Source organism: Streptomyces sp. NPDC002790 (assembly GCF_040295505.1).
Classification (GTDB): Bacteria; Actinomycetota; Actinomycetes; order Streptomycetales; family Streptomycetaceae; genus Streptomyces.
Genome location: NZ_JBEOVM010000037.1, coordinates 18,712 through 45,286, shown reverse-complemented (window position 1 = coordinate 45,286; position 26,575 = coordinate 18,712). Strand labels below are relative to the sequence as shown.

The 26,575-nt window shown below is 70.8% G+C and carries 22 protein-coding genes, 1 other RNA gene and 1 pseudogene; 14 read left to right on the top strand and 10 right to left on the bottom strand.

The annotated features are described in order from the left end of the window. Positions 1-127 precede the first annotated feature (127 nt). The 3 genes from ABT004_RS18785 (at position 128) to ABT004_RS18775 (ending at position 4,711) form a co-directional block, all read left to right on the top strand. Positions 128-1,885 carry an acyl-CoA dehydrogenase family protein gene (locus tag ABT004_RS18785; protein ID WP_351337940.1) on the top strand — a complete coding sequence of 586 codons (1,758 nt, stop codon included), beginning with the start codon at positions 128-130 and terminating at the stop codon, positions 1,883-1,885. A gap of 52 nt (positions 1,886-1,937) precedes the next feature. Further along, positions 1,938-3,152, top strand: a complete 1,215-nt coding sequence (locus tag ABT004_RS18780) for a lipid-transfer protein (protein ID WP_351337938.1) — start codon at positions 1,938-1,940, stop codon at positions 3,150-3,152. 107 nt (positions 3,153-3,259) lie between these two features. Next, on the top strand, positions 3,260-4,711 hold the full coding sequence (locus tag ABT004_RS18775) for an MFS transporter (protein ID WP_351337935.1): 1,452 nt from the start codon (positions 3,260-3,262) through the stop codon (positions 4,709-4,711). An 83-nt stretch (positions 4,712-4,794) separates the two neighbouring features. Here ABT004_RS18775 and ABT004_RS18770 read toward each other — a convergent pair whose 3' ends face one another. The 4 genes from ABT004_RS18770 to ABT004_RS18755 are packed head-to-tail and all read right to left on the bottom strand — an operon-like array spanning position 4,795 to position 8,391. Beyond that, positions 4,795-5,427: a response regulator transcription factor gene (locus ABT004_RS18770; RefSeq protein ID WP_351337993.1), complete on the bottom strand. Its 633-nt coding sequence runs from the start codon at positions 5,425-5,427 to the stop codon at positions 4,795-4,797. A gap of 46 nt (positions 5,428-5,473) precedes the next feature. After that, positions 5,474-6,748, bottom strand: coding sequence for a sensor histidine kinase (locus ABT004_RS18765; protein WP_351337933.1), 1,275 nt, complete (start codon positions 6,746-6,748; stop codon positions 5,474-5,476). Positions 6,749-6,770: 22 nt separating this feature from the next. Next, positions 6,771-7,487: an ABC transporter permease gene (locus ABT004_RS18760; RefSeq protein ID WP_351337931.1), complete on the bottom strand. Its 717-nt coding sequence runs from the start codon at positions 7,485-7,487 to the stop codon at positions 6,771-6,773. Position 7,488: 1 nt separating this feature from the next. After that, entirely contained in the window at positions 7,489-8,391 is a 903-nt protein-coding gene (locus ABT004_RS18755; RefSeq protein ID WP_351337990.1) for an ABC transporter ATP-binding protein, read from the bottom strand. Between the two features lie 279 nt (positions 8,392-8,670). On the opposite strand from ABT004_RS18755, the gene chsH3 reads away from it, so the two are divergent. The 3 genes from chsH3 to ABT004_RS18740 all read left to right on the top strand — a co-directional run bounded on the left by chsH3 (position 8,671) and on the right by ABT004_RS18740 (position 11,839). Beyond that, positions 8,671-9,525 carry an enoyl-CoA hydratase ChsH3 gene (chsH3, locus tag ABT004_RS18750; RefSeq protein ID WP_351337928.1) on the top strand — a complete coding sequence of 285 codons (855 nt, stop codon included), beginning with the start codon at positions 8,671-8,673 and terminating at the stop codon, positions 9,523-9,525. A 41-nt stretch (positions 9,526-9,566) separates the two neighbouring features. Continuing rightward, positions 9,567-10,643 (top strand): Zn-dependent alcohol dehydrogenase, encoded by a 1,077-nt coding sequence (locus tag ABT004_RS18745; protein ID WP_351337925.1) that lies wholly within the window; start codon positions 9,567-9,569, stop codon positions 10,641-10,643. Between the two features lie 257 nt (positions 10,644-10,900). Beyond that, the gene (locus ABT004_RS18740; RefSeq protein ID WP_351337922.1) at positions 10,901-11,839 is read left to right on the top strand and encodes a 3-oxoacyl-ACP reductase; all 939 of its coding nucleotides are present in this window, start codon (positions 10,901-10,903) and stop codon (positions 11,837-11,839) included. A gap of 93 nt (positions 11,840-11,932) precedes the next feature. Here ABT004_RS18740 and ABT004_RS18735 read toward each other — a convergent pair whose 3' ends face one another. Together ABT004_RS18735 and ABT004_RS18730 are read right to left on the bottom strand one after the other, a co-directional pair. Beyond that, the gene (locus tag ABT004_RS18735) at positions 11,933-12,103 is read right to left on the bottom strand and encodes a hypothetical protein (RefSeq protein WP_351337921.1); all 171 of its coding nucleotides are present in this window, start codon (positions 12,101-12,103) and stop codon (positions 11,933-11,935) included. A gap of 55 nt (positions 12,104-12,158) precedes the next feature. After that, on the bottom strand, positions 12,159-13,328 hold the full coding sequence (locus ABT004_RS18730) for a hypothetical protein (RefSeq protein WP_451192841.1): 1,170 nt from the start codon (positions 13,326-13,328) through the stop codon (positions 12,159-12,161). A 251-nt stretch (positions 13,329-13,579) separates the two neighbouring features. Between ABT004_RS18730 and ABT004_RS18725 the strand changes: the two genes are divergently transcribed. The 3 genes and pseudogenes from ABT004_RS18725 to ABT004_RS18715 all read left to right on the top strand — a co-directional run. Continuing rightward, positions 13,580-14,491, top strand: coding sequence for a Nif3-like dinuclear metal center hexameric protein (locus tag ABT004_RS18725; RefSeq protein WP_351337919.1), 912 nt, complete (start codon positions 13,580-13,582; stop codon positions 14,489-14,491). Continuing rightward, the gene (locus ABT004_RS18720) at positions 14,488-15,231 is read left to right on the top strand and encodes a zinc ribbon domain-containing protein (protein ID WP_351337985.1); all 744 of its coding nucleotides are present in this window, start codon (positions 14,488-14,490) and stop codon (positions 15,229-15,231) included. Before ABT004_RS18725 ends, ABT004_RS18720 begins: the two co-directional genes overlap by 4 nt. After that, positions 15,232-15,963: pseudogene (locus tag ABT004_RS18715) on the top strand (histidine phosphatase family protein); the annotation flags it as partial. Positions 15,964-15,973: 10 nt separating this feature from the next. On the opposite strand, the gene eda reads toward ABT004_RS18715, so the two are convergent. After that, on the bottom strand, positions 15,974-16,618 hold the full coding sequence (eda, locus tag ABT004_RS18710) for a bifunctional 4-hydroxy-2-oxoglutarate aldolase/2-dehydro-3-deoxy-phosphogluconate aldolase (protein WP_351337916.1): 645 nt from the start codon (positions 16,616-16,618) through the stop codon (positions 15,974-15,976). A 97-nt stretch (positions 16,619-16,715) separates the two neighbouring features. Further along, positions 16,716-17,498: a peroxide stress protein YaaA gene (gene yaaA, locus ABT004_RS18705; protein ID WP_351337913.1), complete on the bottom strand. Its 783-nt coding sequence runs from the start codon at positions 17,496-17,498 to the stop codon at positions 16,716-16,718. Between the two features lie 91 nt (positions 17,499-17,589). Between yaaA and ABT004_RS18700 the strand changes: the two genes are divergently transcribed. Continuing rightward, positions 17,590-19,035: an RNB domain-containing ribonuclease gene (locus ABT004_RS18700; RefSeq protein WP_351337910.1), complete on the top strand. Its 1,446-nt coding sequence runs from the start codon at positions 17,590-17,592 to the stop codon at positions 19,033-19,035. Here the strand turns inward: ABT004_RS18700 and ABT004_RS18695 are convergent. After that, positions 19,022-19,804 carry a hypothetical protein gene (locus ABT004_RS18695; protein WP_351337908.1) on the bottom strand — a complete coding sequence of 261 codons (783 nt, stop codon included), beginning with the start codon at positions 19,802-19,804 and terminating at the stop codon, positions 19,022-19,024. The genes ABT004_RS18700 and ABT004_RS18695 overlap by 14 nt on opposite strands. Further along, entirely contained in the window at positions 19,801-20,565 is a 765-nt protein-coding gene (locus tag ABT004_RS18690; RefSeq protein ID WP_351337905.1) for a MerR family transcriptional regulator, read from the bottom strand. The genes ABT004_RS18695 and ABT004_RS18690 overlap by 4 nt, the downstream gene beginning before the upstream one ends. A gap of 241 nt (positions 20,566-20,806) precedes the next feature. On the opposite strand from ABT004_RS18690, the gene ABT004_RS18685 reads away from it, so the two are divergent. From ABT004_RS18685 to ABT004_RS18670, 4 genes are all read left to right on the top strand, one after another. Further along, on the top strand, positions 20,807-21,385 hold the full coding sequence (locus tag ABT004_RS18685) for a Uma2 family endonuclease (RefSeq protein WP_351337902.1): 579 nt from the start codon (positions 20,807-20,809) through the stop codon (positions 21,383-21,385). A gap of 29 nt (positions 21,386-21,414) precedes the next feature. Beyond that, positions 21,415-21,822, top strand: an RNA gene (gene rnpB, locus ABT004_RS18680) — RNase P RNA component class A. Positions 21,823-22,364: 542 nt separating this feature from the next. After that, positions 22,365-24,275, top strand: a complete 1,911-nt coding sequence (locus ABT004_RS18675) for a DNA/RNA helicase domain-containing protein (RefSeq protein WP_351337900.1) — start codon at positions 22,365-22,367, stop codon at positions 24,273-24,275. Between the two features lie 177 nt (positions 24,276-24,452). After that, positions 24,453-26,570 carry a DUF2075 domain-containing protein gene (locus ABT004_RS18670; RefSeq protein WP_351337982.1) on the top strand — a complete coding sequence of 706 codons (2,118 nt, stop codon included), beginning with the start codon at positions 24,453-24,455 and terminating at the stop codon, positions 26,568-26,570. The last annotated feature ends 5 nt before the right edge of the window (positions 26,571-26,575 follow it).

Sequence of the window (26,575 nt, the reverse complement as noted above, 5' to 3'; positions counted from 1 at the left end):
GAATTGGTCTTGGACAGTACCTAATGCGCAGGGGCAGAGTGATCCGCGTATCGCGACGGGGCTCTGCCCCGGGCCCGCGCCTCAAACGTCGGCGGGGCCGGATCGTCCACCCTGACCTGGGGGCCCCATGAACCATGCCGACCGTGACCCCGCCCTGCGTCCCCTCCTCGACCGTGTCCTGTCCGCCGAGGACCGCGCCCGCGTCGAACCCCTCCTCGCCGAACTCGGCGAACTGGCGGGGGGCGAACTCGACCGCCACGCCGCGCTCGCCGACGCCAATCCGCCGAAGCTCGTCCAGTACGCCCCCGACGGCACCCGGATCGACGAGGTCACCTTCCATCCCGCCCACGACGCAGCGGCGGCCATCGCCTACGAACGCTTCGGCCTCGCCGCGATGTCCCACAGGCCCGGCGTTCTCGGCTGGCCCACCAAGGTCCCGCACACCGTCAAGTACGCCCTGTCCTACCTCTACGTACAGTCCGAGTTCGGCATGGCCTGCCCGCTGTCCATGACCGACTCCGCCGCCCGCATCCTGCGCCTCTTCGACCCCGAGCGGTACGCCGACGAGATCGCGGCCCTCTCCTCCACCGACCCCGAACTCCGGTCCACCGGCGCGATGTTCATGACGGAGAAGCAGGGCGGAACGGACGTCGGCCTGACGGAGACCGTTGCCACCGACCGGGGCGGCCACTGGACCCTCACCGGCAAGAAGTGGTTCGCCTCGAACCCGTCCGCCGATGTCGTCCTCACCCTCGCCCGCGTTCCGGGCCAGGGCGAAGGCACGCGCGGCCTCGGCATGTTCCTCGTGCCGCGACTGCGCCCCGACGGCAGCCGCAACGCCCTGCGCATCGACCGCCTCAAGGACAAGCTGGGGTCTCGCTCCATCGCCAGCGGCGAGGTCACCCTGGAAGCGGCGTACGCGACCCCCGTCGGCCAACTCACCCACGGATTCCGGCAGATGGCCGAGATGCTCAACGTCTCCCGCCTCTCCAACGCCATGCGTGCCACGGCCCTGATGCGCCGCGCCGTCCGCGAGTCCGTCGACCACACCCGCGAGCGCCACGTCTTCGGCAAGTCCCTCTTCGACCAGCCGCTGATGCGGGCCACGCTGCTCCCGATGATCCTCGACACGGAGGCCGCGCTGCACCTGGTCATCGAGGCCGCGGCCCGGCTGACCGCCGCCGACGAAGGGGATCCCGGCGCCCGCGCGCTCGTCCGCGTCCTCACCCCCCTCGCCAAGCACACCCTGTGCAAGCGCGCCCGCACCGTCACCGGCGAGGCCATGGAGATCCGCGGCGGCAACGGCTACATCGAGGACTGGGTCAACCCGCGGCTCGTCCGCGACGCCCACCTCGGCTCCATCTGGGAGGGCTCATCGAACGTCATCGCCCTCGACGTGCTGCGCTGCATGCGCCGCCAGAACGCCCACCACACCCTCGCCGACACGTACGGGAGCCCGCATGTGGCGCCGGAAGGGGTGCCTGCTCGGAAAAATGTCGCACTGACACCTGTCAGTGCGACATTTTTCCGAGCACACACCTTGCTCGACGACCGATGGGAGCTCCTCCGGGAGAAGGGCGACGCACTCCTTGAACTCCCGGCGGACGAACAGGAGATGCGCATCGGCCGCTACGCCGACGAGCTCACCCGCGCCGTCATGGAGGCGCTCCTGTACGAGCAGGCCGAGCACGAGGCCCGTACGAGCGGTGACGGCCGCGCGCTGCTCGTCGCGCGTACGTACACGGCGCTCGCCGACGATCCGGACGCGCCGCCCCGCACCGCCCTGGACCACTTCGCCGCGCTGGCCGACGGCGGCCAGGTCCCGCTCGCCGAGATCCGGGCCTCTGGGCCCTTCCGTCGGACGGCTCGCCCTGCCACTATCTGACGAACCGTCAGCTAATACAGGCAGTGGGTAGCGGCAGGAGGGGTGCGCAGCCATGAAGTCGTACATCGTCGGCGTCGGCATGACCAGGTTCGAGAAGCCCGAGACCAAGGACTGGCAGTACTGGGACATGGTGAAGGAGGCTGGCACCACGGCCCTCGACGACGCCGGGATCTCCTACGCGGACGTCCAGCAGACCCCCGTCGGCTACTGTTTCCAGGCGTCGACGGCGGGCCAACGCGCCGCGTACGAACTGGGGTTGACCGGCATACCGGTCTACAACGTCAACAACAACTGCGCGACGGGTTCGACCGCGCTGATGATGGCCCGCCAGTTCGTCGAGGGCGGGATCAGCGACTGCGTGCTCGCGCTCGGCTTCGAGAAGATGCAGCGCGGCGCGCTCGGGGGAGGGGCCGACGGAGGGGCCCGCGGCGGAGCCGCTGATGGATTCGGCAAGACATCCCCCGTCGCCCGCCACTACGGGATCATGGCGGCCCGCCACGGCTTCGAGATGAGCCCGCCCACCGCCCAGATCTTCGGCGACGCCGCCCGCGAGCACATGGAGCGGTACGGCACGACGGAGGCCCAGTTGGCGGCGGTGGGCGCCAAGAACCACCGGCACTCGGTGAACAACCCGTACGCCCAGTTCCAGGACGCGTACACGGTCGACGAGATCCTCGCCGCCAAGACCATTCACACGCCGCTGACGAAGCTCCAGTGCTCGCCCACCTCGGACGGCGCGGCAGCGGCGGTCGTCGTCTCCGAACGCTTCGTCGAGGAACGAGGCCTCGGCGACAAGGCGATCGAGATCGCGGCCCAGTCGATGACCACGGACACCGACGAGTCCTTCGCGTCCGGATCGTGCATCGACGTGGTCGGTCAGCCGATGTCGCGGGAGGCCGGGCGGCAGGTCTTCGAGGCCTCCGGGGTCGGCATCGAGGACGTGGACGTCGTCGAACTGCACGACTGCTTCTCCATCAACGAACTCCTCACGTACGAGGCGCTCGGCATGTGCGCCGAGGGCGAGTCCGGCAAGCTCGTCGAGTCGGGCGCGACGACGTACGGCGGTAAGTGGGTGGTGAATCCCTCCGGCGGCCTCATCTCCAAGGGCCACCCGCTGGGCGCCACCGGCATCGCCCAAGCCGCCGAGCTGACCTGGCAGTTGAGGGGCGAGGCGGGGCCGCGCCAGGTCCCGGACGCCCGGGTCGGCCTCGCCCACAACATCGGCCTCGGCGGCGCGGCGGTGGTGACGATGCTGCGACGCGGGTGACCCCCAGGCCCCAGGCCCCAGGCCCCAGGCCCTAGGTCCGGGGGCCTACCCTGGGTGCGGCGAAATCCGGATGTACGGGGTGCCGGGCGACTGAGACCATGACACGCATGGCCCAGACTCCCCCCGACGCCGCTCCCGAAGCGGCCTCCGACGACGCGATACGTTCCCGTGGCCGTGCGGCCGCCGCCCCGCCCGCCTGGCTGGTGGTGGCTGTGGCCTGCGCCGGACAGTTCCTCGTCGTCCTCGACGTGTCCGTGGTGAACGTGGCGCTGCCGTCGATGCGCACCGACCTCGGGCTCAGCGCGAGCGGGCTGCAGTGGGTGGTGAACGCCTACTCGATCGCGTTCGCGGGCTTCATGCTCCTCGGTGGCCGGGCCGGCGACCTCTTCGGCCGCAAGCGGATGTTCCTGGTCGGGCTCGGCCTGTTCACGCTGGCCTCGCTCGCCGGCGGGCTCGCGCAGGAGGGCTGGCAGCTGCTCGCGGCGCGCGCCGTGCAGGGCCTCGGAGCGGCGGTCCTCGCACCGTCCACCCTGACGATCCTCACCTCCGCCGTCCCGGAAGGGGCCGCAAGGGCGCGGGCCATCGCGACGTGGACGGCGGTCGGCGCGGGCGGCGGCGCGGCCGGCGGACTCGTCGGCGGCGTCCTCACGGAGGGCCTGAACTGGCGCTGGGTGCTGCTCATCAACGTTCCGCTGGGCGCGGTCGTCCTCGCGGCGGCGGCCCGCTGGATCAAGGAGTCCCGCGCGGGCGGCGAACGCCGGCTCGACCTGCCCGGCGCGGTCCTCGTGACGGCGGGCACGGCGGTCCTCGCGTACGGCATCGTGCAGACGGAGGAGCGGGGCTGGGGCGACGCGGCGACGCTGGTGCCGCTGGGCATCGCGCTCCTGCTGATCGTCGCGTTCTTGCTGGTGGAGGCGTGCACCCGGCTCCCGCTGATGCCTCTCGGTCTGTTCAAGGTGCGCTCGGTGGCGGTCGCGAACGCGGCGATGTTCGTGTGCGGCATGGGCTCGTTCGCCATGTGGTTCTTCATGACGCTGTACGCGCAGAACGTGCTCGGCTACACGCCGATCGAGGCGGGCCTCGCGCTGGTGCCGAGCTCGCTGGCGGTGGTGTTGGGCTCGAAGTTCGCACCGCGCCTGATGCCCCGCTACGGGGCGCGGAACGTGGCGGTGGTGGGCGTGCTCGTGACTGCGGCCGGATTCCTGTGGCAGTCGACGATGAGCGCGGACGGCGCGTACGTCACCACGATCATGCTGCCCGGAATCGTGATGATGGCGGGCGCAGGATGCGCGATGACCCCGCTGGCCTCACTGGCGACATCGGGCGCCGCGCCGGGCCACGCGGGCCTGGTCTCCGGCCTCGTCAACACGTCCCGCACCCTGGGCGGTTCCCTGGGCCTGGCCATCCTCTCCACAGTGGCGACGTCCCGCTCCGCGGGTTCGGTGGCCCCTGCCGCACTGACCCGCGGCTACGCGGGATCATTCGCGGTGGGGTCGGGAATCCTGGTGGTGGCGGCGGTGGTGCTGCTGGTGGGCATGCGGCCTGCAAAATCAAGCTGATCATGCCGATTGAGCCCCACTATTAAGCCCCTGCGGCGATTGAGCAGCGGGGTCCGGGGCGGAGCCCCGCAACCGCACCCCCCTCACAGCCACCCACGCTCGGAGGCGACCCGCAGCGCCTCCGCCCGATTCCGCACCCCCGCCTTCCCAATAGCCGCCGACAGGTAATTCCGCACGGTCGACTCCGACAGATGCAGCCGCGCGGCGATATCCGCGACGGTCACCCCGTCCGCAGCCGCCCGCAGGGCATCCGCCTCACGCACGGTGAGCGGACTCGGCCCCGCCGACAACGCGGCAGCGGCAAGCGCCGGGTCGACCACCGTCTCCCCCCGCAGCACCTTGCGGATCGACTCGGCAAGCTCCTCGACCGGCCCGTCCTTGACGAGGAACCCCGCCGCCCCTGCCTCCATCGCGCGCCGCAGATACCCGGGCCGCCCGAACGTGGTGAGGATCAGCACCCGGCAGTCCGGCACCTGCTCGCGCAGCTCCGCCGCGGCGTCGAGCCCGCTGCGGCCGGGCAGTTCGATGTCGAGCAGCGCCACATCGGGCCGGCACGTGAGCGCCGTGTCGACGATGGTGTCGCCGGCCGCGATCTGGGCGACGACCTCCAGGTCCGGCTCGAGACCGAGCAGCAGCGCGAGCGCGCCCCGCATCATCCCCTGGTCCTCCGCGAGGAGCACGCGGATGCTCTTGGCCGGGCGTTGGTCCTGCGGCATCTCCGTCACAGGGGTGAGCGTACGGCGCGGACCCGCCCGTGGCGCCTTATCCGTGCCGGGCGAGACCGGCGTCCGTCGGGGCGGCCGCCGCCGGCTCCAGGTCCGCGACGGGGAGCTGGGCCCGTACCTCGAAGCCGCCGCGTGCGAGGGGCTGCGCCGTCAGGGAGCCGCCCGCGGTGGCGAGCCGTTCGGTGAGTCCCTTCAGCCCGGTGCCGCCCACGCCGGTGACGGGCGGCGCGGCGGCCGCGCCCACCCCGTCGTCCGTGACCCGCAGCAGTACCCGCTCCGCCGCCCCCTCGACGCTGATCGTGCAGGTGGTGGCCGAGCTGTGGCGCACCGTGTTCGTCACCGCCTCCCGCACCACCCAGCCGAGCAGCGCCTCCGTCTGCGCGGACACGGGCGGGCCCGACTGGCGGACGACGGGTTCGATGGCGGCGGCCGTGAGCGCGGACCGCGCCCGGTCCAGCTCCGTGGCGAGACTGCCCTCGCGGTAGCCACTCACCGCCTCCCGGATCTCGGTGAGTGCCTGCCGGCCGACCGCCTCGATGTCGGTGATCTGCTCCAGCGCCGCTTCCATACTGCGCGGCGCGACCCGGCGGGCCGCCTCCGACTTCACGACGATCACCGAGAGCGTGTGCCCGAGCAGGTCGTGCAGGTCCCGGGAGAAGCGGAGCCGTTCCTCCTCGACCGCCCGGCGCGCCAACTCCTCGCGGGCGGAGCGCAGTTCACGTACGGCCTCGGACAGCGAGAGGATCGCCGCAGTCACCATCATCGACAGGAACGTGCCGTACACGGCCCCCACCGCGTCCCAGCCCTCCTTCAGCCCGGAGACGACGCCCGCGAGCGCGCTCAGACCGAGCCCGGCCCTGCCGAGGTGCGGGCCGCGCAGGACCGCACCTGCCGCGAGCCCGAGCAGCGGGAAGAACGCGATCCAGCTGCCGCCGAAACCACCGACGAGCGCACAGGTCAGCAGCGTCATCACGGCCAGCACGACCCGCGTCGACGTCGCGTTGCGGGTCTCCTTGCGAAATGCCCTGAACACCACATAGATGTAGAGGGAGTTGAAGGTGAGGAGGCCGAGTCCGCCGAGCCAGGGGTTGGTGTCCTTGCCCTGGAAGATGTTCGACAGCGCGCCCATGCCCATGAGCAGCCACGGCAGCAGCGCGAACCCGGTGGGTGGCGGGCCCAGTTCCTCGGGCAGCCTGCCGTGCTCGCCGCGCGCCCGCCGCTCCGCCTTTACCCGCTCGTTCTCGGCCTTCCACTCGGCCTGCGCCGCACGCAGCTCGCGGAACTGACAGTTGACGTTGCTCCACCAGGACATGTCCGGTCTCCGTCTTTGAAGGTCAGATGGTGCGCGCGGCCTTGCGGTACGAGACCACAGCGTACGAACCGAAGGCGAGCAGCCAGGCGGACAGCACCGCGAGAGCCGCGAGCGACGGCGCGTGTCCGTCGGCGACCGCCGTGCCGAGCTGCGCGAAGCGATTGGTCGGCGTGTACGAGGAGACCGTCTGCAACCAGCCGGGGAACAGTGCCACCGGGAACCACAGCCCGCCGAGCACCGCGAGCCCGAGGTAGCAGAGCATGTTCATGCCGCCCATGGCCTGCGAGGTCAGCCGGTAGCCGTTGCCGAGCCCGAGCATCGTGAACGGCAGCGAGCCCAGCCACAGCAGCAGCGCGATGACCGGCCACTTCCAGGCGTCGAGCCGCACCCCGTTGACCAGGGCTCCCGCGAGCAGCACCGCCGTGATGGCGGGGAGGACCGTCACCGCGCCGGTCAGGGCCCGTCCGACGACCCCCTGGCGCGGGGTCATCGGCGTGACCCGCAGCTGCCGCAGCCAGCCGATCGCCCGGTCCTCGGCGACTCCGGCCGCCGTGTTCATGGCCGCGCCCACCGCACCGTAGGCAGCCATCCCGATCATCGACGCGGTCTTCCAACTTCCGGCGTCAGAGCCGATGTTGGTGAACAAGAGGTACATCATCACCGGCATCGCGACCGTGCCGATCACGAACCGGCCGTCGCGCAGTGTGCGCCGCACTTCAAGCAGCAGATAGTCCCGCATCTCACACACGCTCCAGGTCGCGGGGGTCCGCGGTCAGCGCCATGAAGGCGTCGTCGAGGGAGGCCGGGGCGACCTCCAGATTGCGTACGGCGTCCAGGCCGGCGAGCGCCATGACGGTCGCGTCCGAGTCCTCGGTACGCAGCCGGGCCCGGTCGCCGCGGACCTCCACGGACACGACGCCCGGCAGCAGTGAGAGCCCTTCCGTGCCGCGCCCCGCCAGGTCGAAGGAGACGAGGCTACCGCCGCCCGCCCTGCGCAGCTCGTCGCCGCTGCCGTCGGCGACGACCCGGCCCCGGTCGATCACCACGATCCGGTCGGCGTTGGCATCGGCCTCCTCCAGGTAGTGCGTGGAGAACAGCACCGTGTGGCCGCGCCGCGCGTACGCCCGCATCGAGGTCCAGAACGCGTGCCGCGCCTCGACGTCGAGGGCCGCGGTCGGTTCGTCGAGCACGAGCAGCGCCGGGTTGCCCGCGAGCGCCACGGCGAACCGCACCCGCTGCGTCTGCCCGCCCGACAGCTTGTCGACCCGGCGCCCGGCGAGCTCCTCGATCCCGGCGAGCCGCAGCGCCTCCGCCGTGTCCATGGGCTCCGGGTACCGCCCGGCCACGAACCCGACCAGCTCGGCGACCGTGACCCGGGGCACGGCCCGCCCCTCCTGCAGCATCGCGCCCACCCGCCCGGCCCGGACCGCGTCCTGCGGCGCCGTGCCGAACAGCTCCACGTGCCCCTCGTCGGGCTCGTCCAGGCCGAGCAGCAGGGCGAGGGAGGTGGACTTCCCGGCGCCGTTGCGGCCGAGCAGTGCCACGGTCTCGCCTGCCGCGATCTCCAGGTCGAGCCCGGCCACGGCCCGTATGTCACCGAACGTCTTGACGGCCCCCGCGAAGGACACTGCCGCCGCCTTCATCGTCTTCATGGCGATGACGCTACGGATCCGGGGCGAGCGGCGGCAGATGCGATTGTCCGTACCTCGCCGGTACAAATGTCACTGTCGTTCACGGCCCACACTTTCTGACGTTCCGTCAGAAAGGTGCGGCGCGGCCCTTCCCAAGACATGCGCTCTTGGCTATACATGGGTCGCCGGGTGAATTGGAACAGGTTCTACCCGGCCCGTGACGACCTCGGTGCGGCCGACGGTGCGGACGGTCGCACCGAGGTCTTCGACCAGCCCTAGGAGCGCCAGCGCATGCCCATCGACGCCGCGAAGGCCGTAGCCGCAGAGCCCAGGTCCGCCGAGATCACCTGGGACCACAAGGATATTCAGCTCTACCACCTGGGTCTCGGCGCGGGCCGCCCCGCCACCGACCCCGACGAGCTGCGCTACACGCTCGAGTCGAAACTGCACGTCCTGCCCAGCTTCGCGACCGTCGCGGGCGCGGGCATGGGTGTCGTCGGCGGCCTGTCCGCGCCCGGCATCGACGTGAACCTCGCGCACGTGCTGCACGGCGGCCAGACCATCGAGCTGCACCGCCCCATCCCGGTCAAGGGAAAGGCGACCACCACCTCACGCGTCGCCGCCGTGTACGACAAGACCAAGGCGGCCGTGCTCGTGCTGCGCAGCGAAGTCGCCGACGCGGACGGCCCGTTGTGGACGGCCGACTCCCAGATCTTCGTACGCGGAGAGGGCGGATTCGGCGGCGACCGCGGCCCTTCCGAGCGCCTGGAAGTCCCCTCCCGCGAACCCGACCGCACCGTCGAACGGACCATCCGTGAGGACCAGGCCCTCCTCTACCGGCTCTCCGGCGACTGGAACCCGCTGCACGCCGACCCGGAGTTCGCCAAGCTGGCCGGCTTCGACAAGCCGATCCTGCACGGCCTGTGCAGCTACGGCATGACCCTGAAGGCGGTCGCGGACACGGCCCTCGGCGGCGACGTCTCCCGCATCACCCGCTACAGCACCCGCTTCGCCGGGATCGTCTTCCCCGGCGAGACGCTGCGCATCCGTATGTGGGAGCAGCCGGGGAGGGTGCAGGTGACGGTCACCGCGGTGGAGCGCGAGGACGCTCCGGTGCTCGCGGACACACTCGTCGACCACAACTGACGCAACCAGCAGGCAGATCGATCGCGAAGGAGCCGCACGCCATGCGAGCAGCCGTACTGCACGAGATAGGCCAGGACAAACTCGAGGTACTGGACGACGTCGAGGCGGTCGGCTTCGGGCCGGGCAAGGTGCGGGTCCGGCTGCGCGCCACCGGCCTGTGCCACTCCGACGTCTCCGCGATGAACGGGGTGCTGCCGCAGCCGGCCCCGTTCATCCCCGGCCACGAGGGCGCGGGCGAGATCGTCGAAGTCGGCGACGGAGTAACGAACCTGACGCCCGGTCAACGAGTCCTGATGTGCTGGCTGCCCGCCTGTGGCACCTGCCCCGCCTGCAAGCGCGGCCAGACCGAGCTCTGTCTCGCCGGATTCATGAACGCGGGCACCCCCAACTTCAAGCGCCCCGGCGGGGACGTCTTCGGTTTCGCCGGGACCGGCACCTTCACCGAGGAGGTCGTGGTCAACGCGGCCTGCGCCGTACCGATCCCCGACGACGTGCCCTTCGACATCGCGGCGCTCATCGGCTGCGGCGTCACCACCGGGCTCGGCGCCGCGATCAACACGGCGGACGTACAGGCGGGTTCGTCCGTCGCCGTCATCGGCTGCGGCGGCGTCGGCATCTCCGCGATCCAGGGCGCGCGGCTCAAGGGCGCGGCGCAGATCGTCGCCGTGGACCCGGTGGAATCGCGGCGCGAATCGGCCCTCAAGTTCGGTGCGACGCAGGCGATCTCACCGGACGAACTGGCCGACGCCAAGCAGAACATCACGGCGGGCGAGGGCTTCGACTACGTCTTCGAGGTCGTCGGCAAGTCCGCCACCGCCCGCACGGCGTACGAGACGACGCGCCGCGGCGGCACGCTCTGCGTGGTCGGCGCCGGGGCCATGGACGACTTTCTTCAGCTCAACATGTTCGAGCTGTTCTTCGACGAGAAGAAGATCCTGCCGTCGATGTACGGGGGCGGTGACGTCCTGCGGTCCTACGAGCGGGCGATCGCCCTGTGGCGGGCGGGACGCATCGACCTGGAGTCCCTGATCACGCACCGGGTCCCACTGTCGGAGATCAACGAGGCCCTCGACCAAATGCGCACGGGTGTCGCCCTGCGGACCTGTATCGAGCTGTAGCCGCACCGGCGTTGCGGGCGCGGGGCTCCGCCCCGGACCCCGCGCCTCAAACGCCGGCGGGGCTTAAAAGATCGCCTCAATCGCCGGCGGGGCTTGATAGATCAAGCCCCTGCGGCGATTGAGCAGATCTTTTCAGCCCATGAGCGGCGAGTGGGTAAATCAAGCCCCTGCGGCGATTGAGCAGCGGGGTCCGGGGCGGAGCCCCGTGTCCGCAACGCCGTCGCGGCGCAAACACCCCCGAGAGGAAGCAGAACCGTATGTCCACGCCGCTCACCGGCCGCACGGCCATCGTCACCGGCGCCGGCCGCGGCCTCGGCCGCGCCGAAGCCCTCGAACTCGCCCGCCTGGGCGCAAACGTCGTCGTCAACGACTTCGGCCAACCCGGCCGCGACGGCTCCGGCGAGGCCACGACCGGCCCCGCGGAACAGGTCGTCGCGGAGATCGAGGCCACGGGCGGAACCGCCACCGCCCACACCGGCGACGTCGCCGACCACCAACAGGCCCGCGAACTCGTCCAGTTGGCCATCGACACGTACGGCCAACTCGACATCCTCGTCAACAACGCCGGCATCCTCCGCGACCGCATGATCTTCTCGATGACCGAGGAGGAGTGGGACTCGGTCATCCACGTCCACCTCAAGGGCCACTACAACACCAGCCACTTCGCGGCCCGCCACTGGCGCGAGGCCTCGAAGGCGGCAGGCGCCCCGGTCTACGGGCGCATCATCAACACCTCGTCCGAGGCCTTCCTCGCGGGCTCGGCCGGCCAGCCCAACTACGCCGCAGCCAAGGGCGGCATCGTGGGGCTCACCACCTCCACCGCGCTCGCCCTCGCCAAGTACGGCGTCACCGCGAACGTCATCTGCCCGAGGGCCCGCACCCGTATGACGGAGGACGTCTTCGCCGGGTTCGCCGAGCCGGAGGACGGGCTCGACCCGCTCGCGCCCGAACACGTCGCCCCGCTCGTCGGCTACCTCGCCGCGCCCGCCGCAGGGAACATCAACGGCCAACTGCTGGTGGTGCACGGCGGCATGGTCGCGGTCGTCGACCGGCCGAGGGTGCAGGCGAAGTTCGACACGGCCAAGGGCGCGTTCACGTTCGACGAGCTCGACGCGCTGCTCACCCCGCACTACAAGGACCGGCCCCCGAACGAGACGTTCGCGGCGGCGGAGGTGCTCGGCCTCAAGCACGGCTGAGCCCGGCCGACCGCCATCGACACGACACGACTGAGGGGCCCGGCTTCTGCCGGGCCCCTCAGAGATACGTTTCCTCACATCGAGTGTCGAGCGTTACGCCTCGTCGGCGCGCGCCCCACGGTGCCGCCCGCGCGGCCTCGACTCCTGGTCGCCGCCCGCCATGGGCGGCGAGGACACCTCGCCGCGGTGCCGACCCGAACCGACCCGCGCGTGGCGCGTCGCCTCCGCGTCGAACTCGACATTCGTGCCGTTGCCTTCCACCATCGGAACATTCACCCCGTAAACACGTACAAGATCCTTCAGTTGCAGCCGGGAGAGTCTAACGGTCCGTGGTACGGCCACCGAGGGGCGCCTGCGCCAACGGCACGGGGCGTGTCGCGGTGGGCTCGGGCGGGGCGGATTCCTCCTCCGGCTCCCGCTGCCCCGCGCGGGGTTCGGGTGCCTGGAACCTCGCCAGACCGCACGGCACCTCCTCGCTGACGTACGGCAGGGAGAGCACCCCCTCGCGCGAGAGGAACCCGCTGCCCGGAAGCCAGCCGCCGGGCGCCGCGACCTGGTGCATCCGGCTCTCGGCGGGCCGCCACAGGCCGAGCCACGGGGAGCCGCCCTCGGTGCTCGCCACGTGCAGCGCCACCGCGCAGCCCTCCGGCATCAGCGGCTGGCCCGGCTGGATGGCGAAGGGTGTCAGCTCGCAGTCGGCGAGGCGCAGCGACTCCGGGAACCGGATCGGCAGCGTACTGCCCAACACGCCCCAGCCGAGCCGGAGTTCACCCGGCGTCGGGGCGTCCGAGCGGAGCAGGATGAGGCCGCTGTCGAGATCGGCGAGGAGCAGCCGGTCCTCGCTGTCCTCGGCGACCTGAAGGAGCGGGGAGACCTCGCCGCCCCGGTCCAGATCCACCACCACCGTCTTCACCGGGCCGCCGCCGTCCGCGTCCGACGGTGCGCGGTCGAGCGCGAGCAGCCGGGCCTCGCGGGACAGCCAGACCCCGCCCGAGCAGCGCCCCGGCACCTCGGCGAGCAGCTCGGGCCCGGAGCCCGCGCCCGCCACCTGCCACACCGCGGTCGACTCCGCGCCGGCCGCCAACGCGTAGGCACAGCGCCCGTCCGGAGTCGGCGGCAGCAGGGTGAGCTCCGCGCACTCCACGGACCCGAGCGGCACCTCGCCCGTGCCCGGACCCGTCGGGTAGAGCAGCGAGAACATCTGGCGTTTTGCCGCCGCGCGCTGGATCAGCACCCGGCCGTCGGTCAGGGGCAGCACGGCGGTGCCGGGCTCCTCCGGCTGTGGTCCCGGCAGCGGGACCGCGTACGGCTCGGGTCCGTCCAGGGTCCAGCGCTCGGGGAACCGGGCGTCGGGGCTCGCGCCGTGCCGCGCGAGCCGCGCCGCGTACGTCGCGTCCATCGTGACCACACATCTGGTGTGCGGCGGTCGTGGCGGCATTTTCGGCATTTCCGGTGTATCCGGCGTGGGTTCCGTGGCCAGGGCCGTCATGGGTGTTCCAGCCTCCTTCGTGGAGACCCCCTCAAAGAAGGGGATCCATTACGGATCGTTCACCTCCGCTTGTCCGGGCCGACGCTAGTTTTCGCACGTACCTCCGTGGCACCTCGCGCCCGCCGTTTCACACGAAAGGTGGGCCATGCCCCGAATTGGCTGTGAACGGTGGGTCCTCTGTGCTCTCCTGCGCCCCTTACGGGAAAGGCCGGGCTTGGGGGTGGGGCGGGCGGCGCGGGTAACCTGTCTGCGTGCCCCGTCTGTCTGAAGTAACCGCCGCCCTCGAAGCCCTCTGGCCCCCGGCCCTCGCCGAGGGATGGGACGCGGTGGGCACGGTCGCCGGTGATCCGGACGCCGAGGTCGGCCGGGTGCTCTTCGCGGTCGACCCCGTCCAGGACATCGTCGACGAGGCGGTGAAGCTCGGCGCGGACCTGCTGGTCACGCACCACCCCCTCTACCTGCGCGGTACGACGACGGTGGCGGCCTCCACGTTCAAGGGCCGCGCCGTCCACACGCTGATCAAGAACGACATCGCCCTGCACGTCGCGCACACCAACGCCGACAAGGCCGACCCCGGCGTCTCCGACGCCCTCGCGGGCGCGCTCGGCGTCCGCGTCGTCCGCCCCCTGGTCCCGGACCCCACCGACCCCGCCGGCCGTCGTGGCCTCGGCCGGGTCTGCGATCTTGAGCACCCGCTGACGCTGCGCGAGCTCGCGGGCCGCGCCGCCGACCGGCTGCCGGCCACCGCGCAGGGCATCCGCGTGGCGGGGGACCTCGACGCGACGGTGCGTACGATCGCCGTGAGCGGTGGCTCCGGCGACAGCCTCTTCGACGATGTGCGTGCGGCGGGCGTCGATGCTTTCCTTACCGCGGACCTGCGCCACCACCCGGTGAGCGAGGCCCGCGAGACCACCCCTCTCGCGCTGCTCGACGCGGCGCACTGGGCCACCGAGTGGCCCTGGTGCGAGCTGGCCGCGGCTCAGCTCGAAGAGGTCTCCGACCGCGAGGGATGGCGCCTGCGGGTCCACGTCTCGAAGACGGTCACCGATCCCTGGACGGCCCACGCGGCGTCCACCCGCCCGTCGCCCGCCACCACCCCTTCAGCGAGCGCTACGCGCACCCCTTCTGACTCGCCTGTATCTACTTTTGGAGCCCCCAACTGAACGCCGCGCCCGCCGATCAGATCCGTCTTCTCGATCTCCAGGACCTCGACACCCGCCTCCAGCAGCTCGCGCACAAGAAGCGGTCGCTGCCCGAGCACGACGAGATCGAGTCGCTGACCAAGGACCTCACGCAGCTGCGCGACCTGCACGTCGCCTCGACGACCGAGGAGAGCGACTGCGCCCGCGAGCAGACCAAGGCCGAGCAGGACGTCGACCAGGTCCGCCAGCGCGCCGCCCGCGACCAGAAGCGCCTCGACTCCGGCGCGGTCACGTCCCCCAAGGACCTGGAGAACCTGCAGCGCGAGATCACCTCGCTGGCCAAGCGCCAGGGCGACCTGGAGGACGTCGTCCTCGAGGTCATGGAGCGCCGCGAGTCCGCGCAGGAGCGCGCGGGCGAGCTGGCCGAGCGGCTCTCCTCGGTGCAGGCCAAGGCCGACGACGCGACCTCGCGGCGCGACGCGGCGGATGCCGCCATCGACGCCGACGTCTCCGCCGCCGCCAAGGAGCGTGCGGTCGTCGCCGGGACGATCCCGGCGGACCTGCTGAAGCTGTACGACAAGCTTCGCGAGAAGGAGGGCGGGGTCGGGGCGGCGAAGCTGTTCCAGCGGCGTTGTGAGGGGTGCCGGCTCGAGCTCAACATCACGGAGCTGAACGAGGTTCGGGCGGCTGCGGCGGATGAGGTCGTTCGTTGCGAGAACTGTCGGCGGATCCTGGTTCGGACGTCCGAGTCGGGGCTTTAGGACCACTCAGCCTCGCCGGCGATTGAGGCGCGGGGTCCGGGGCAGAGCCCCGAGACCGCAACGCCGTTGGGCCTGCCGCAAGGGAGACACGTGACACCCCCGGACCTCGGGTCACCCGCCACCTTCCTCCTGCTCCGGCACGGGGAGACCGCCCTCACGCCCGAGAAGCGGTTCTCGGGGAGTGGGGGCGGCGACCCCGCGCTCTCCGACACCGGTCGTCGGCAGGCGTCGGACGCCGCCGCGGCCCTGGTCGCGCGCGGTGACGTCGACGTCGTCGTGGCATCGCCGCTGAAGCGGTGCCGCGAGACCGCCGAGGTCGTCGCCGGGCGGCTCGGGCTCGGCGTGGAGGTCGACGAAGGGCTGCGCGAGACGCACTTCGGGGCGTGGGAGGGGCTCACGTTCAAGGAGGCCGGCGCCCGCTACCCGGACGACCTGAACGCCTGGCTCGCCTCGTCCGACGCCGCCCCGACCGGTGGCGGCGAGAGTTTCGCGGAGGTCGCGGAGCGGGTCGCCGAGGCGCGGGACCGGCTGACCGCCGCGTACCGGGGGCGTACCGCCGTGCTGGTCAGCCATGTGACGCCGATCAAGACGCTGGTGCGGCTCGCGCTCGGCGCCCCGGCCGAGGCGATGTTCCGCATGGAGCTCGCGGCGGCGTCCCTCACCACGGTCGCGTACTACGCGGACGGGAACGCGAGCGTGCGCTGCCTCAACGAGACAGCGCACCTCACATAGTTCAGCCGGCTCAACGCAGCGAGGACGCCTCGCGGGCCAGGGCCTCGACCCGGTCCCAGTCCTTCGCCGCGATCGCGTCGGCGGGGAGCATCCAACTGCCGCCCACGCAGCCGACGTTCTTCAGCGCCAGGTAGGTGGGCGCGTTCGCGGGCGAGACGCCGCCCGTGGGGCAGAACCGAGCCTGCGGCAGCGGACCGGAGAGCGCCTTCAGGTAGGGGGCGCCGCCCGCGGCCTCCGCCGGGAAGAACTTCATCTCGTGCACGCCGCGCTCGATCAGCGCCACGACCTCCGACGTCGTGGAGACGCCGGGCAGGAACGGCACGCCCGACTCCTTCATCGCGTCGAGCAGCGTGTCCGTCCAGCCGGGGCTGACCAGGAAGCGGGAGCCCGCGGCCACCGAGTCGGCGACGTTCGCGGGCGAGATCACGGTGCCCGCGCCGACGACGGCGTCCGGGACCTCGGCGGCGATCGCCCGGATCGCGTCGAGCGCGGCGGGCGTACGCAGGGTCACCTCGATAGCGGGGAGGCCGCCCGCGACGAGCGCCCGCGCGAGCGGCACCGCGTCGGCGACGTCCTCCACCACGACGACGGGGACGACAGGGGCGAGATCCAGCACGGAGGCGGAGCCGGCAGAGGCGGCGGCAGTCGAGGTCATGGCCCCATCCTGCCCCGCCCGCAGCAACATGCGCAAAGGTCGTTGCGCATGCTGCAATCCGGCTGGTCTTCTTAGCGCCTCTATCTTTTCAGGGCCTCTAGTGGACCTCGTCCACCAGCACGTCCAGGTTCCACGGCCGACCGGCCTTCGCGGGCTCCTCGACCTCCACGACGTACCCGAGGTCCCGCAGTACGTCGACGAGCTCGGCGGGACCGGCCGGCGCGGACCCCGCCGTCAGCAGCGACCGGACGATCCGTCCCTTGGTCGCCTTGTTGAAGTGGGAGACGACCTTGCGGGTCGGCGCGTGCAGCACGCGCACCGTCGCGGTCCGCTCGGCCACGTCCCCCTTCGGCTTCCACGCGCTCGCGTACGCCGACGACCGCAGGTCCAGTACGAGCCCGTCTCCGGCGGCCTGTGGCATCACCTCGGCCATGGGCCCCCGCCAGTACGCCCCGAGCGCGCCGAGTCCCGGCAGCTTCACGCCCATCGAGCAGCGGTAGGAGGGGATCCTGTCGGCGACACCGACCGCGCCCCACAGTCCCGAGAACACGAGCAGCGACCTGGCCGCCCGCTTCTTCGCCGCCGCGTCGAGGGAGGCCAGGTCCAGGGCGTCGTACAGGACGCCGGTGTAGATCTCGCCGGCCGGGCGCGCGCCCGCCGTGCGCAGCTCCGTGTTCTTGGCGATCTCGCCGCGCAGCCCCTCGCTCAGGCCGAGCACCTCGCGCGCCTTCTCCTCGTCGGCCGCGCACAGCTCCACCAGCTCGTCCAGGACGGCCGCCCGCGCCCCGGCGAGCCCCTGCAACGAGAGGCCCTCCGGCTTCAGCGGCGCCCCGCGTCCGGAAGCGGCCTTACCCTCCGACGGCGGCAACAGCACAAGCACGGGGCACTCCTCAAGCACGTACGGAACAACTGTCGATCGACGCCCCAGCCTACGGCGTGCCAACCCGGCCACCGCCTTCTACGCTCGTGGCATGCCCCGTCGCCACCTCCGTGTGACCGGCGCGGCGCGGGAGCCGCTCGGCGCCGTGCTGCGCGAACTGCGTACGAAGCTGGACGTACCCGAGGAGTTCCCGGCCGATGTGCTCGCGGAGGCGGAGCGCGTCGCCGCCGATCCGCCGTGGCTGCCCGACCGGGACGAGACGGCGATCCCCTTCTTCACGATCGACCCGCCCACGTCGACCGACCTCGACCAGGCCATGCACCTGTCCCGGCGCCCCGGCGGCGGCTACCGCGTGCGGTACGCGATCGCCGACGTCGCCGCGTACGTCACACCGGGCGGCGTCCTCGACGCCGAGGCGCACCGCCGCGTCACCACCCTCTACTTCCCCGACGAGAAGGTCCCGCTGCACCCCACCGTGCTCAGCGAGGGCGCCGCGAGCCTGCTGCCGGACCAGACCTGCCCGGCCGTCCTGTGGACGATCGACCTCGACGCGGACGGGCGCGCCGAGACCACCGACGTCGTCCGTGCCCTCGTCCGCAGCCGCGCCAAGCTCGACTACGCGGGCGTGCAGAAGGCCATCGACGACGGGACCGCCGAGGAGTCGGTCGCCCTGCTCAAGGACATCGGGTCGCTGCGCGAGCGGTTGGAGGTCGAGCGCGGTGGCATCTCGCTCGACGTGCCCGAGCAGGAGATCGTCGCGAGCGCCACCGCGTACGAACTCGCCTACCGGGCCCCGCTCCCCGCCGACTCGTGGAACGCCCAGATCTCCCTCCTGACCGGCATGGCCGCCGCCGACCTGATGCTCGCCGCGGGCACCGGCATCCTGCGCACGCTGCCCGCCGCACCGGACGGCGCGGTCGGCCGGCTGCGCCGCACCGCGAAGGCCCTGCACATCGAGTGGCCGCACCACGTGTCGTACTCCGACCTGGTCCGCTCCCTCGACCCGCGGATCCCGCACCACGCCGCGTTCCTCCAGGAGTGCACGACGCTGCTGCGCGGCGCGGGCTACACGGCGTTCCGTGGTGGCGAGACCCCGGCCCTCGCCACGCACGCCGCCGTCGCCGCGCCCTACACCCACTGCACGGCCCCGCTGCGCCGCCTCGTCGACCGCTACGCGTCCGAACTCTGCCTGGCCGCATCCGCCGAACGGGGCGTTCCCGAATGGGTGTTGACGGCTCTGGAAGACCTCCCCAAGGAGATGGCGGAGGGTACCCGGCGCGCCAACTCCGTGGAGCGCGAGTGCGTCGACATCGTCGAGGCGGCGCTCCTCGAGCACCGGGTCGGCGAGGTCTTCGACGCGGTGGTGGTGGACGTGAAGGACCGCGAACAGGCCTCCGGGACCGTCCAGTTGACCGAGCCCGCCGTCGTCGCCCGGGTCGAGGGCGGCGCGTCCGCGCTGCCGCTGGGGGAGCGGCTGCGGGTCCGGCTCGCGCAGGCGGACCCCGGCTCGACGAAGGTGCTGTTCACGCCGGCGTGAGCCGCTGCTCCAGGGTGCGCGCGAGCCCGTCGGGATCCTCCGCGTGCAACCGCACCAGGCTGACATCCAACGGGCGGCCGAGGAACGTGAAGTGCCGTACGGGAGCGGCCAGTTCGATGGTTATGCTGGTCTGGGCGCCGACGTCCAGGTTCAGCTCGCCCTCCGTGGGCTGGTGCGTGTACTTGTTCTCGCGGCGTACGGCCCCGATCCGCTCCAGCGGTATCCGCAGGTCGACCAGGGCGCCGCGGCGTACCCGCAGGGTGTCGGCGGTCACGACGTGCGGCCGGGTCACGGCCGCGGCGTGCAGGCCGAGCACCCACACCACCGTGTAGACGTCGAGGACGAGCACGACGCGGTGCAGCAGCGGCCAGTCGTGCAGCAGAGCCCACATCGCGACGGTCTCGACGAGGCACACGAACGCGAAGGCGTACATCATCACGGCCTGCCCCCGCGCGTACGCGAAGGCGCTCGCCCCCGCCGGGACGCCATCGCGGCGCCGCGTCACCCACAGCCAGTAACTCCCGAGCACCCGCAACTCGTGCCCGACGAGCCGGCGGGCCTTGGCGGGCACGACCTCCCGCACGGCGTCCCGGCCGCCGCGCCGGTACAGCACGGCGAGCCCGCAGACCTCGACGACGATGACGACCACGACCGCCGCCTCGACGACGCGGGGCGGCCGCGTACCCACCAACAGGCATCCGGTGACGACCAGTTCGGCCGCCAGGGCCGTATAGGCGAGGGCGCGCAACGTCGTACGCAGGCCCGTCACGGCGCACCGCCCTCGGCGGCCATCCGCATCGCGAGCCGGACGGCCTCGGCCTGGGCGGGGGAGAAGTCGGCGAGGAAGGTGTCGAGCAGGGTGTTCCCCTCCGCGAGCGCCTCGCCGACCGGCAGCTCGGCCGGCATGCACGCGGCCAGCGCCCGCGCCGCCTCCGCCACCCGCGGGTCGTCCGGGCCGGCGTCGGCGAGGGCGTCGAGCCGGGCGTAGACCTCGTGGGCCGCGGCCACGGCGCCCGGTGCGGAGAAGGCGGGCAGCAGCGCCGCCATCAGCTGCTCGCGGGCCTCGGGCGGGGCGGTCGTGTCGATGAGCGCGAGCACCTCGCGGTCCTTGGCGGCCATCGGCGACTCGACGTCGACGTCACCCAACTCGTTGAAGAACGCGGCGAGTTCGGGCGACACCGGTCCCTCGGTGGGCAGTCGCCCCCGCTCGGCCTCCGTGAGGAGACCCCGCAGCCGCTCCCGCCGCTCATGGATGGCCGCCTCCTGCCGGGCCAGATCGGCGTCCAGCTCGGCGAGCACCTCCACGAGATCGCGCCCCGCGTCCTCCGCGAGCACGTCCCGCACCTCCGGCAGCCCGAGCCCCAGCTCGGTCAGTCGCCGGATCCGGGCGAGCTCGATGGCATGCCGCAGCCCGTACTCCCGGTACCCGTTGCCCAGCCGCTCGGGCTCGGGCAGCAGCCCGAGGTGGTGATAGTGCCTGATGGCGCGTGTGGTGACACCGACGATCCGGGCCAGCTCTCCGATCCGCATGCCTTCAGTAGAAACCTTGACGCTACGGCAGGGTCAAGCGGACGGCGCCGCGAGGGGCCGGCGCGCTCTTGGAGGAGTCCGGGCCCGACCCCCGCACCCGAGTAGCCACGGCCGACGCACGGCCGAACCCTGACCGATTCCATGACCCTGTGCCACGATCGAGGGAACGACTCCCGATCCGAGGGACGGCTGATCACCCATGTCCCAGTCTGGCGAACGACCGAAGAAGGGACGTGATGGCATGCCCGCTCTCGCGCACGAGCCGCTCACGCAGGAAGAGGTCCTGCTGGAGGGTTTCCTCTCCCTCGACACCCCGGAGGGCTTCCGGGCGGAACTGATCCAGGGGGAGATTGTCGTGACACCACCGCCGGACGGGGATCATGAGGACTACATCAACCTGATCCTGAAGCAGGTGATCAGGCGCTCGCGGACCGATATGGACTTCTCCGGGAACAAGGGGCTGAAACTGCCCAGCGGCGGAGACTGCCCGAGAAACCATCTGATCCCCGACGGCACCTTCGCGCCCACCGAGCGTCGTCTCTTCCGCGGCGCCGACTCCTGGATGCCCTGCGAGGGCGTCGCGATGGCGGTCGAGGTGACCTCGTCGAAGCCGCAGCAGGACCGCGAGGCGAAGCGGCGCTGTTACGCCCAGGGCGCCATCCCGCTCTACCTGCTCATCGACCGCGACAAGTCCTCCGTGACCCTCCACAGTGACCCGTCGAAGGGCGACTACCGCCAGTCCTGCACGCTCCCCTTCGGCAAGGCCCTCGCGCTGCCCGAGCCGTTCGCCTTCGACCTGGAGACGGCCGAGTTCGTCTGATCGGCCAGGTAGACTGGCCGCACGGCAGACGAGCCGGGCGGGCGGCCGCGTGGGATCCCTTCGGGGGTCTCCCGAGGAACGTCCGGGCTCCACAGGGCAAGGTGGTGGCTAACGGCCACCCGGGGTGACCCGCGGGACAGTGCCACAGAAAACAGACCGCCCAGCGCTCAGGCGCTGGGTAAGGGTGAAACGGTGGTGTAAGAGACCACCAGCGCCTGAGGCGACTCAGGCGGCTAGGTAAACCCCACCTGGAGCAAGGTCAAGAGGGACCGCCTCTTCGGAGACGGTCCTGCGCGGACGATCGAGGGCTGCCCGCCCGATGTTCGCGGGTAGACCGCAGGAGGCCGGTGGCAACGCCGGTCGTAGATGGATGGCCGTCGCCCCGACGACCGCGAGGTCCCGGGGCACAGAACCCGGCGTACAGCCCGACTCGTCTGCCGCTCCGCCTTCTGGTCGGTTAAGGCACAGGTCTGGTGCCCTTGCTCGTGGACTTGCGGCCGTCGCCTCGCCCGGGGCCGCACCGATTCAAACCGGACCTCACGGCAGCGAAAGCAGCCACGCGTTTCCGGATCGGAGCCTGCGTGGGGGCGGTCTTGGTGCCGGGAAAACAGCACGCACTGCCCCGCGTATCCCTGGGACCGTCACTTGTTCACGAGCGGTGCCGCGTGGAGCTGCCCGATCCCGGCGTCACGGCAGCTCGTGCTGAGCAGCGTGGTCGACGAACGGCCGGGCGTGCAACGCGGGACTTGATCGAGTCGGAGGGACCTGATGCGTCGGAGCCAATGTGTTGGCGCGCCCGTAGTGGAGATCGGGCCCGACATCCGCCGCCACTCCGACCACCGGTAGTACTGCCAGTCCCGCCAGGTACCCTCGGACACATCGTCAACGCGGCCCGACGGGCTTCCGTTCCACCTTGGTGGAGTCTCGAAGGATATGCCCCCACCCGCACGAGTCTCTTCGTGCTGCCTGGGGGAAGTCCTTGCTGTTCCGCGCGTCCGCGAAAACGGTCGCCGTCATGGCACTTGACGGTTCGCTTTTCCTGCATCTCACCGAGCAGTTCGTCCATATGCATGGCTATAGGCCCGGAGCCTCGGAGACGCGTTCCTGGGAGCGCAGCATCCCTCTATTGACCGCCGCGCTCGACGACGCCGGCCTGGGCGACGTCGAGGTCATGCTTGAGTACGCGCTACCGCTGAACAGCAAGCGTGCCGACGTCGTCCTCGCCGGCTTGCACCCGGTTACGCAGGAGCCGTCCTACGTCGTGGTGGAGCTGAAGCAGTGGAGCCAGGCGGCTCCGCATGAAGATGATCCCACCTTGTGCCACGTTGACGCCTACGCGCACCCCGTGCTCAATCCGATCGAGCAGGTGCGGCGATACTGCGACTACCTGGTCAACTTCAACGGCGCGGTGTCTGAGCACAGCGACCGGATCCAGGGAGTCGCCTTCTTGCACAACGCCACCGAGTTCGGGGTGGCGGGGCTGCGGGAAATCGAACGTGACGCGCGGGGGCTGCTCTTCACCGGGGAGAGCCGAGGAGCGTTCCTGGACCACCTCCGGTCGAAGCTGAGCAATGAGCACGCCGGAGCTCGTGCGGCGGACGAACTGCTCGCGGGCGCCACCGTGCCGTCGAAGCAGCTGATGTCCGTGGCAGCCCAGGAAGTTCGGGAGCGACAGCAGTTCGTCCTCCTCGACGAGCAGCAGGTCGCCTACCGCATGGTGCTCAACGCGGTGGAGAGGGCGAAGCGCGCCGACCGCAAGGAAGTCGTCATCGTCACCGGTGGCCCCGGAACCGGAAAGAGCGTGATCGCGCTCCAACTGCTCGGCGAGCTGTACCGGAGGGGCGTGGCCGCGGTCCACGCGACCGGCTCCCAGTCGTTCACCAAGACGATGCGCAAGGTGGCCGGCTCCCGGAAGCGGGAAGTCCAGGATCTCTTCAAGTACTTCAACAGCTTCATGGCCACGGAGAAGAACAGCCTGGGTGCTCTGATCTGTGACGAGGCGCACCGTATCCGTGAGACGTCCGCCAACCGCTACACCCGCGCGGCACTGCGGACCGGCAGGGCGCAGATCGACGAACTCATCGACGTCGCCCACGTACCGGTCTTCTTCCTCGACGAGCACCAAGTGGTGCGTCCCGGTGAGATGGGAACCGTTGACGAAATTCGTGAGGCCGCGGCCAGACGCGGCATCGACTGCCATGTCATCCCCCTGGACAGCCAGTTCCGCTGCGGAGGCAGCGACGCCTACCTGCGCTGGGTGGTCCGGCTCCTTGGGCTTGAGCCCGGCGGGCCGATCGGGTGGGAGCCCGACGGCCGCATGCAGTTGCTGGTCGCCGACAGTCCTGAAGAACTGGAGGCGTTCCTCGATGCCCGCCGTGCCGAGAACCATGGTGCCCGGATGTCCGCAGGCTACTGCTGGCGATGGTCGCCCGAGCCCAAGCCCGGCTGTCCACTGCCCCTCGACGTCGTCATCGGTGGCTGGGCCCGGCCCTGGAACCTGCGGGGGGACCGGTCGGTCTCCGGCGCGCCACCGTCCGCGTTGTGGGCCACCGACCCTGCGGGCTTCGGGCAGATCGGCTGTGTCTACACCGCCCAGGGGTTCGAGTACGACTGGTCCGGCGTCATCATCGGCCCGGACCTGGTCTGGCGGGGTGACCACTGGGTCACCGACCGCGCTGCCTCAAAGGACCCGGTCTTCAAGAAGTCCACGTCGGACACCGATGTGGACCGGCTCATTCGGAACACGTACAAGGTGCTGCTGACGCGTGGCATGGTGGGCACCATCGTCTACTCGACCGATCCGGAGACCAGACAGAGGCTGCGTGACCTGGTGTCATCCCGCCTGGAGTCACAGCCGGCCGCGACGGAGGAGCCACTTGTGTCGCGTTGAGCGCGTGGTATTCAGCCATGATGTCCGTGCTTCCAGCCGACCTCTGTTTCATATGTGTCTGGACGGGACGTCACTTCCCTAAGATCCAAAACATCATTGCGGCCCGACGGGCTTCCCAGGTGGACATGCCCCCATCCGCACGAGTCACTCGTGCCCTGGGGGATCCACCTCGTGTCCATGCTCCTGCTGAAACTGGCGGCGCGGGATCTGCTGAACCTGAACTCAAGACGCCGCATGGTGCCTCACCTCGCCGCGAGGTGGAAGCACTTCCTCAACACCGACGCTTCGCTGACCGAACGGTCCGCTTGGGCAGAGAGCCTGGTGCATCTTGCCGAGGAACTGGTAGCTGCCGACCGAGGTAACGTCGAGATGGTCGTCGAGTGCGCGGCCACGCTCGACGAGACCGATCGCGCCGGAGACCCGCGCCTCATCGATGTCGTCCTCGTAGGCCGTCATCCCGAAGAGGATGCACTGTCCGTCCAACTCGTCGAGCTGAAACGCTGGTCGACGGTGACCCGGGTGGAGCGAGCCACTGGGGAACTGGTACACGTCCCCGGCATGGGGCCCAAGAAGCATCCCGCGCTGCAACTGCGCGAATACTACGAGGCGTTCACCGGTTTCAGAGGGCCGCTGCAAGGACTGCAATTCGAGTGTGGCGGCTTCGCCTATCTGCACAACGCCACCGACCTCTCGGTGCTTCCGCTGGTCGGCGTGGACGCGCCGACCGGTTCTTACGCCCGCGTCTATACGAGTGATCGCCGTGCCCAACTGCTGTCGGACCTGCGTAACAGCTTCGCCGCCGACGGTGCCCAGACTGCGGCCGAGAACCTGTTGCGGGGTATGGGGCTGCGTAACACCCCACTGCTCGACGCCATGATCCGCTCCAGCGGGGAGGACACGGTCTTCACCCTTCGCGGCCGTCAGAAGAAGGTCGCGGATCAGATCCTCGACACTGCTGCCAAAGTGCTGCCCGATCCCCGGCGGCCCGCGCTCCTCCCCGACGAGCGAAGGGTGGTCTTCCTCGTCACAGGAGGGGCCGGAACCGGCAAGAGCGCCATCGGCCTCCAACTCAAGGCCGAGCTGGAGGCGGAGGGGCGTACGGTCAAGTACGCGAGCGGCAGCAGGGCATTCAACGGCGCCCTCCAGGAGCATGTCGGCTATGGCGACCGGGAGTTCAAGGAGAGCTTCACCTACTTCAGTAACTTCGTCACCCCACCCGATCCGCCTCTGAACGTACTGATCTGCGACGAGGCCCACCGCTTGCGCGACCGCTCCACCAACCGCTTCTGGGATCGCGCGGACTATGGAACCAAACCGCAGGTGGATGAACTCCTCGACGCCTCCCGGCTGACGGTCTTCTTCCTCGACGAGGGGCAGTCCGTGCGCCCGCATGAGGTCGGCACCGTCGCTCTCGTGGAGGACGCGGCACGACGCTACGACGCGCAGTTGGTCCGTTACCGCCTGCGGGAACAGTTTCGGTGCGGCGGCAGCGACGCCTATATCCGCTGGGTGCGTGGGGCGCTTGGGGTGTCGGACGCGGAGCCGGAGGAGTGGACGCCGGACGGGCTGATGCACGTCGAGGTCGTGGACAGTCCGGAGGAACTCGAACGGATCATCCGCTCGGAGGCCGTGGCGGGAGCATCCGCGCGCATGGTCGCCGGATACTGCTGGCCCTGGACCAAACCCCTGGGCGAGGAGAAGCGGCTCGAGCCCGACGTCCGGATCGGCGAGTGGCACCGGCCGTGGAACGCGTTCAGCGAGTCCTTCTGCGAGAACAAGACCGTCCCCCCTTCCAAGATTTGGTCCGTGCACGAGAACGGCCTCGGCCAGATCGGCTGTGTGTACACCGCGCAGGGACTGGAGTGGGACTGGTGCGGCGTGATCATGGGCGACGACATGGTGCGCCGGGGTGACCGCTGGGTGTTCCGCCGGGGCAAGGAGCGGGCCGACAAGGAGGCGGGCGTCAAACGAGTCGGCGTTCCCGGGTCGTTCGATCCCAAGGTGAAGCCGAAGAGCGTAGACGACGACGAGTTCGCCCGTCTCGTTCGGCACGCGTACCACGTGCTGATGACCCGGGCGAGCCGGGCGACCGTGCTCTACTCCACGGACAAGGAGACCCGGGACCACCTGAAGAAGCTCGTCGGCGAGGCCCAGATCCACGGTCTGCGACCCACCTGGGAGAACTTGCCGGAGCAGGCTCGCCAGCCGCATTTGCCCCGTCCCGGCCGAGGACAGCGCCGACGCAGGAACCGTCAGAAGAAGGACACCCTGCCCGGAGAGATGCGTCTTTTCTGAAGCGG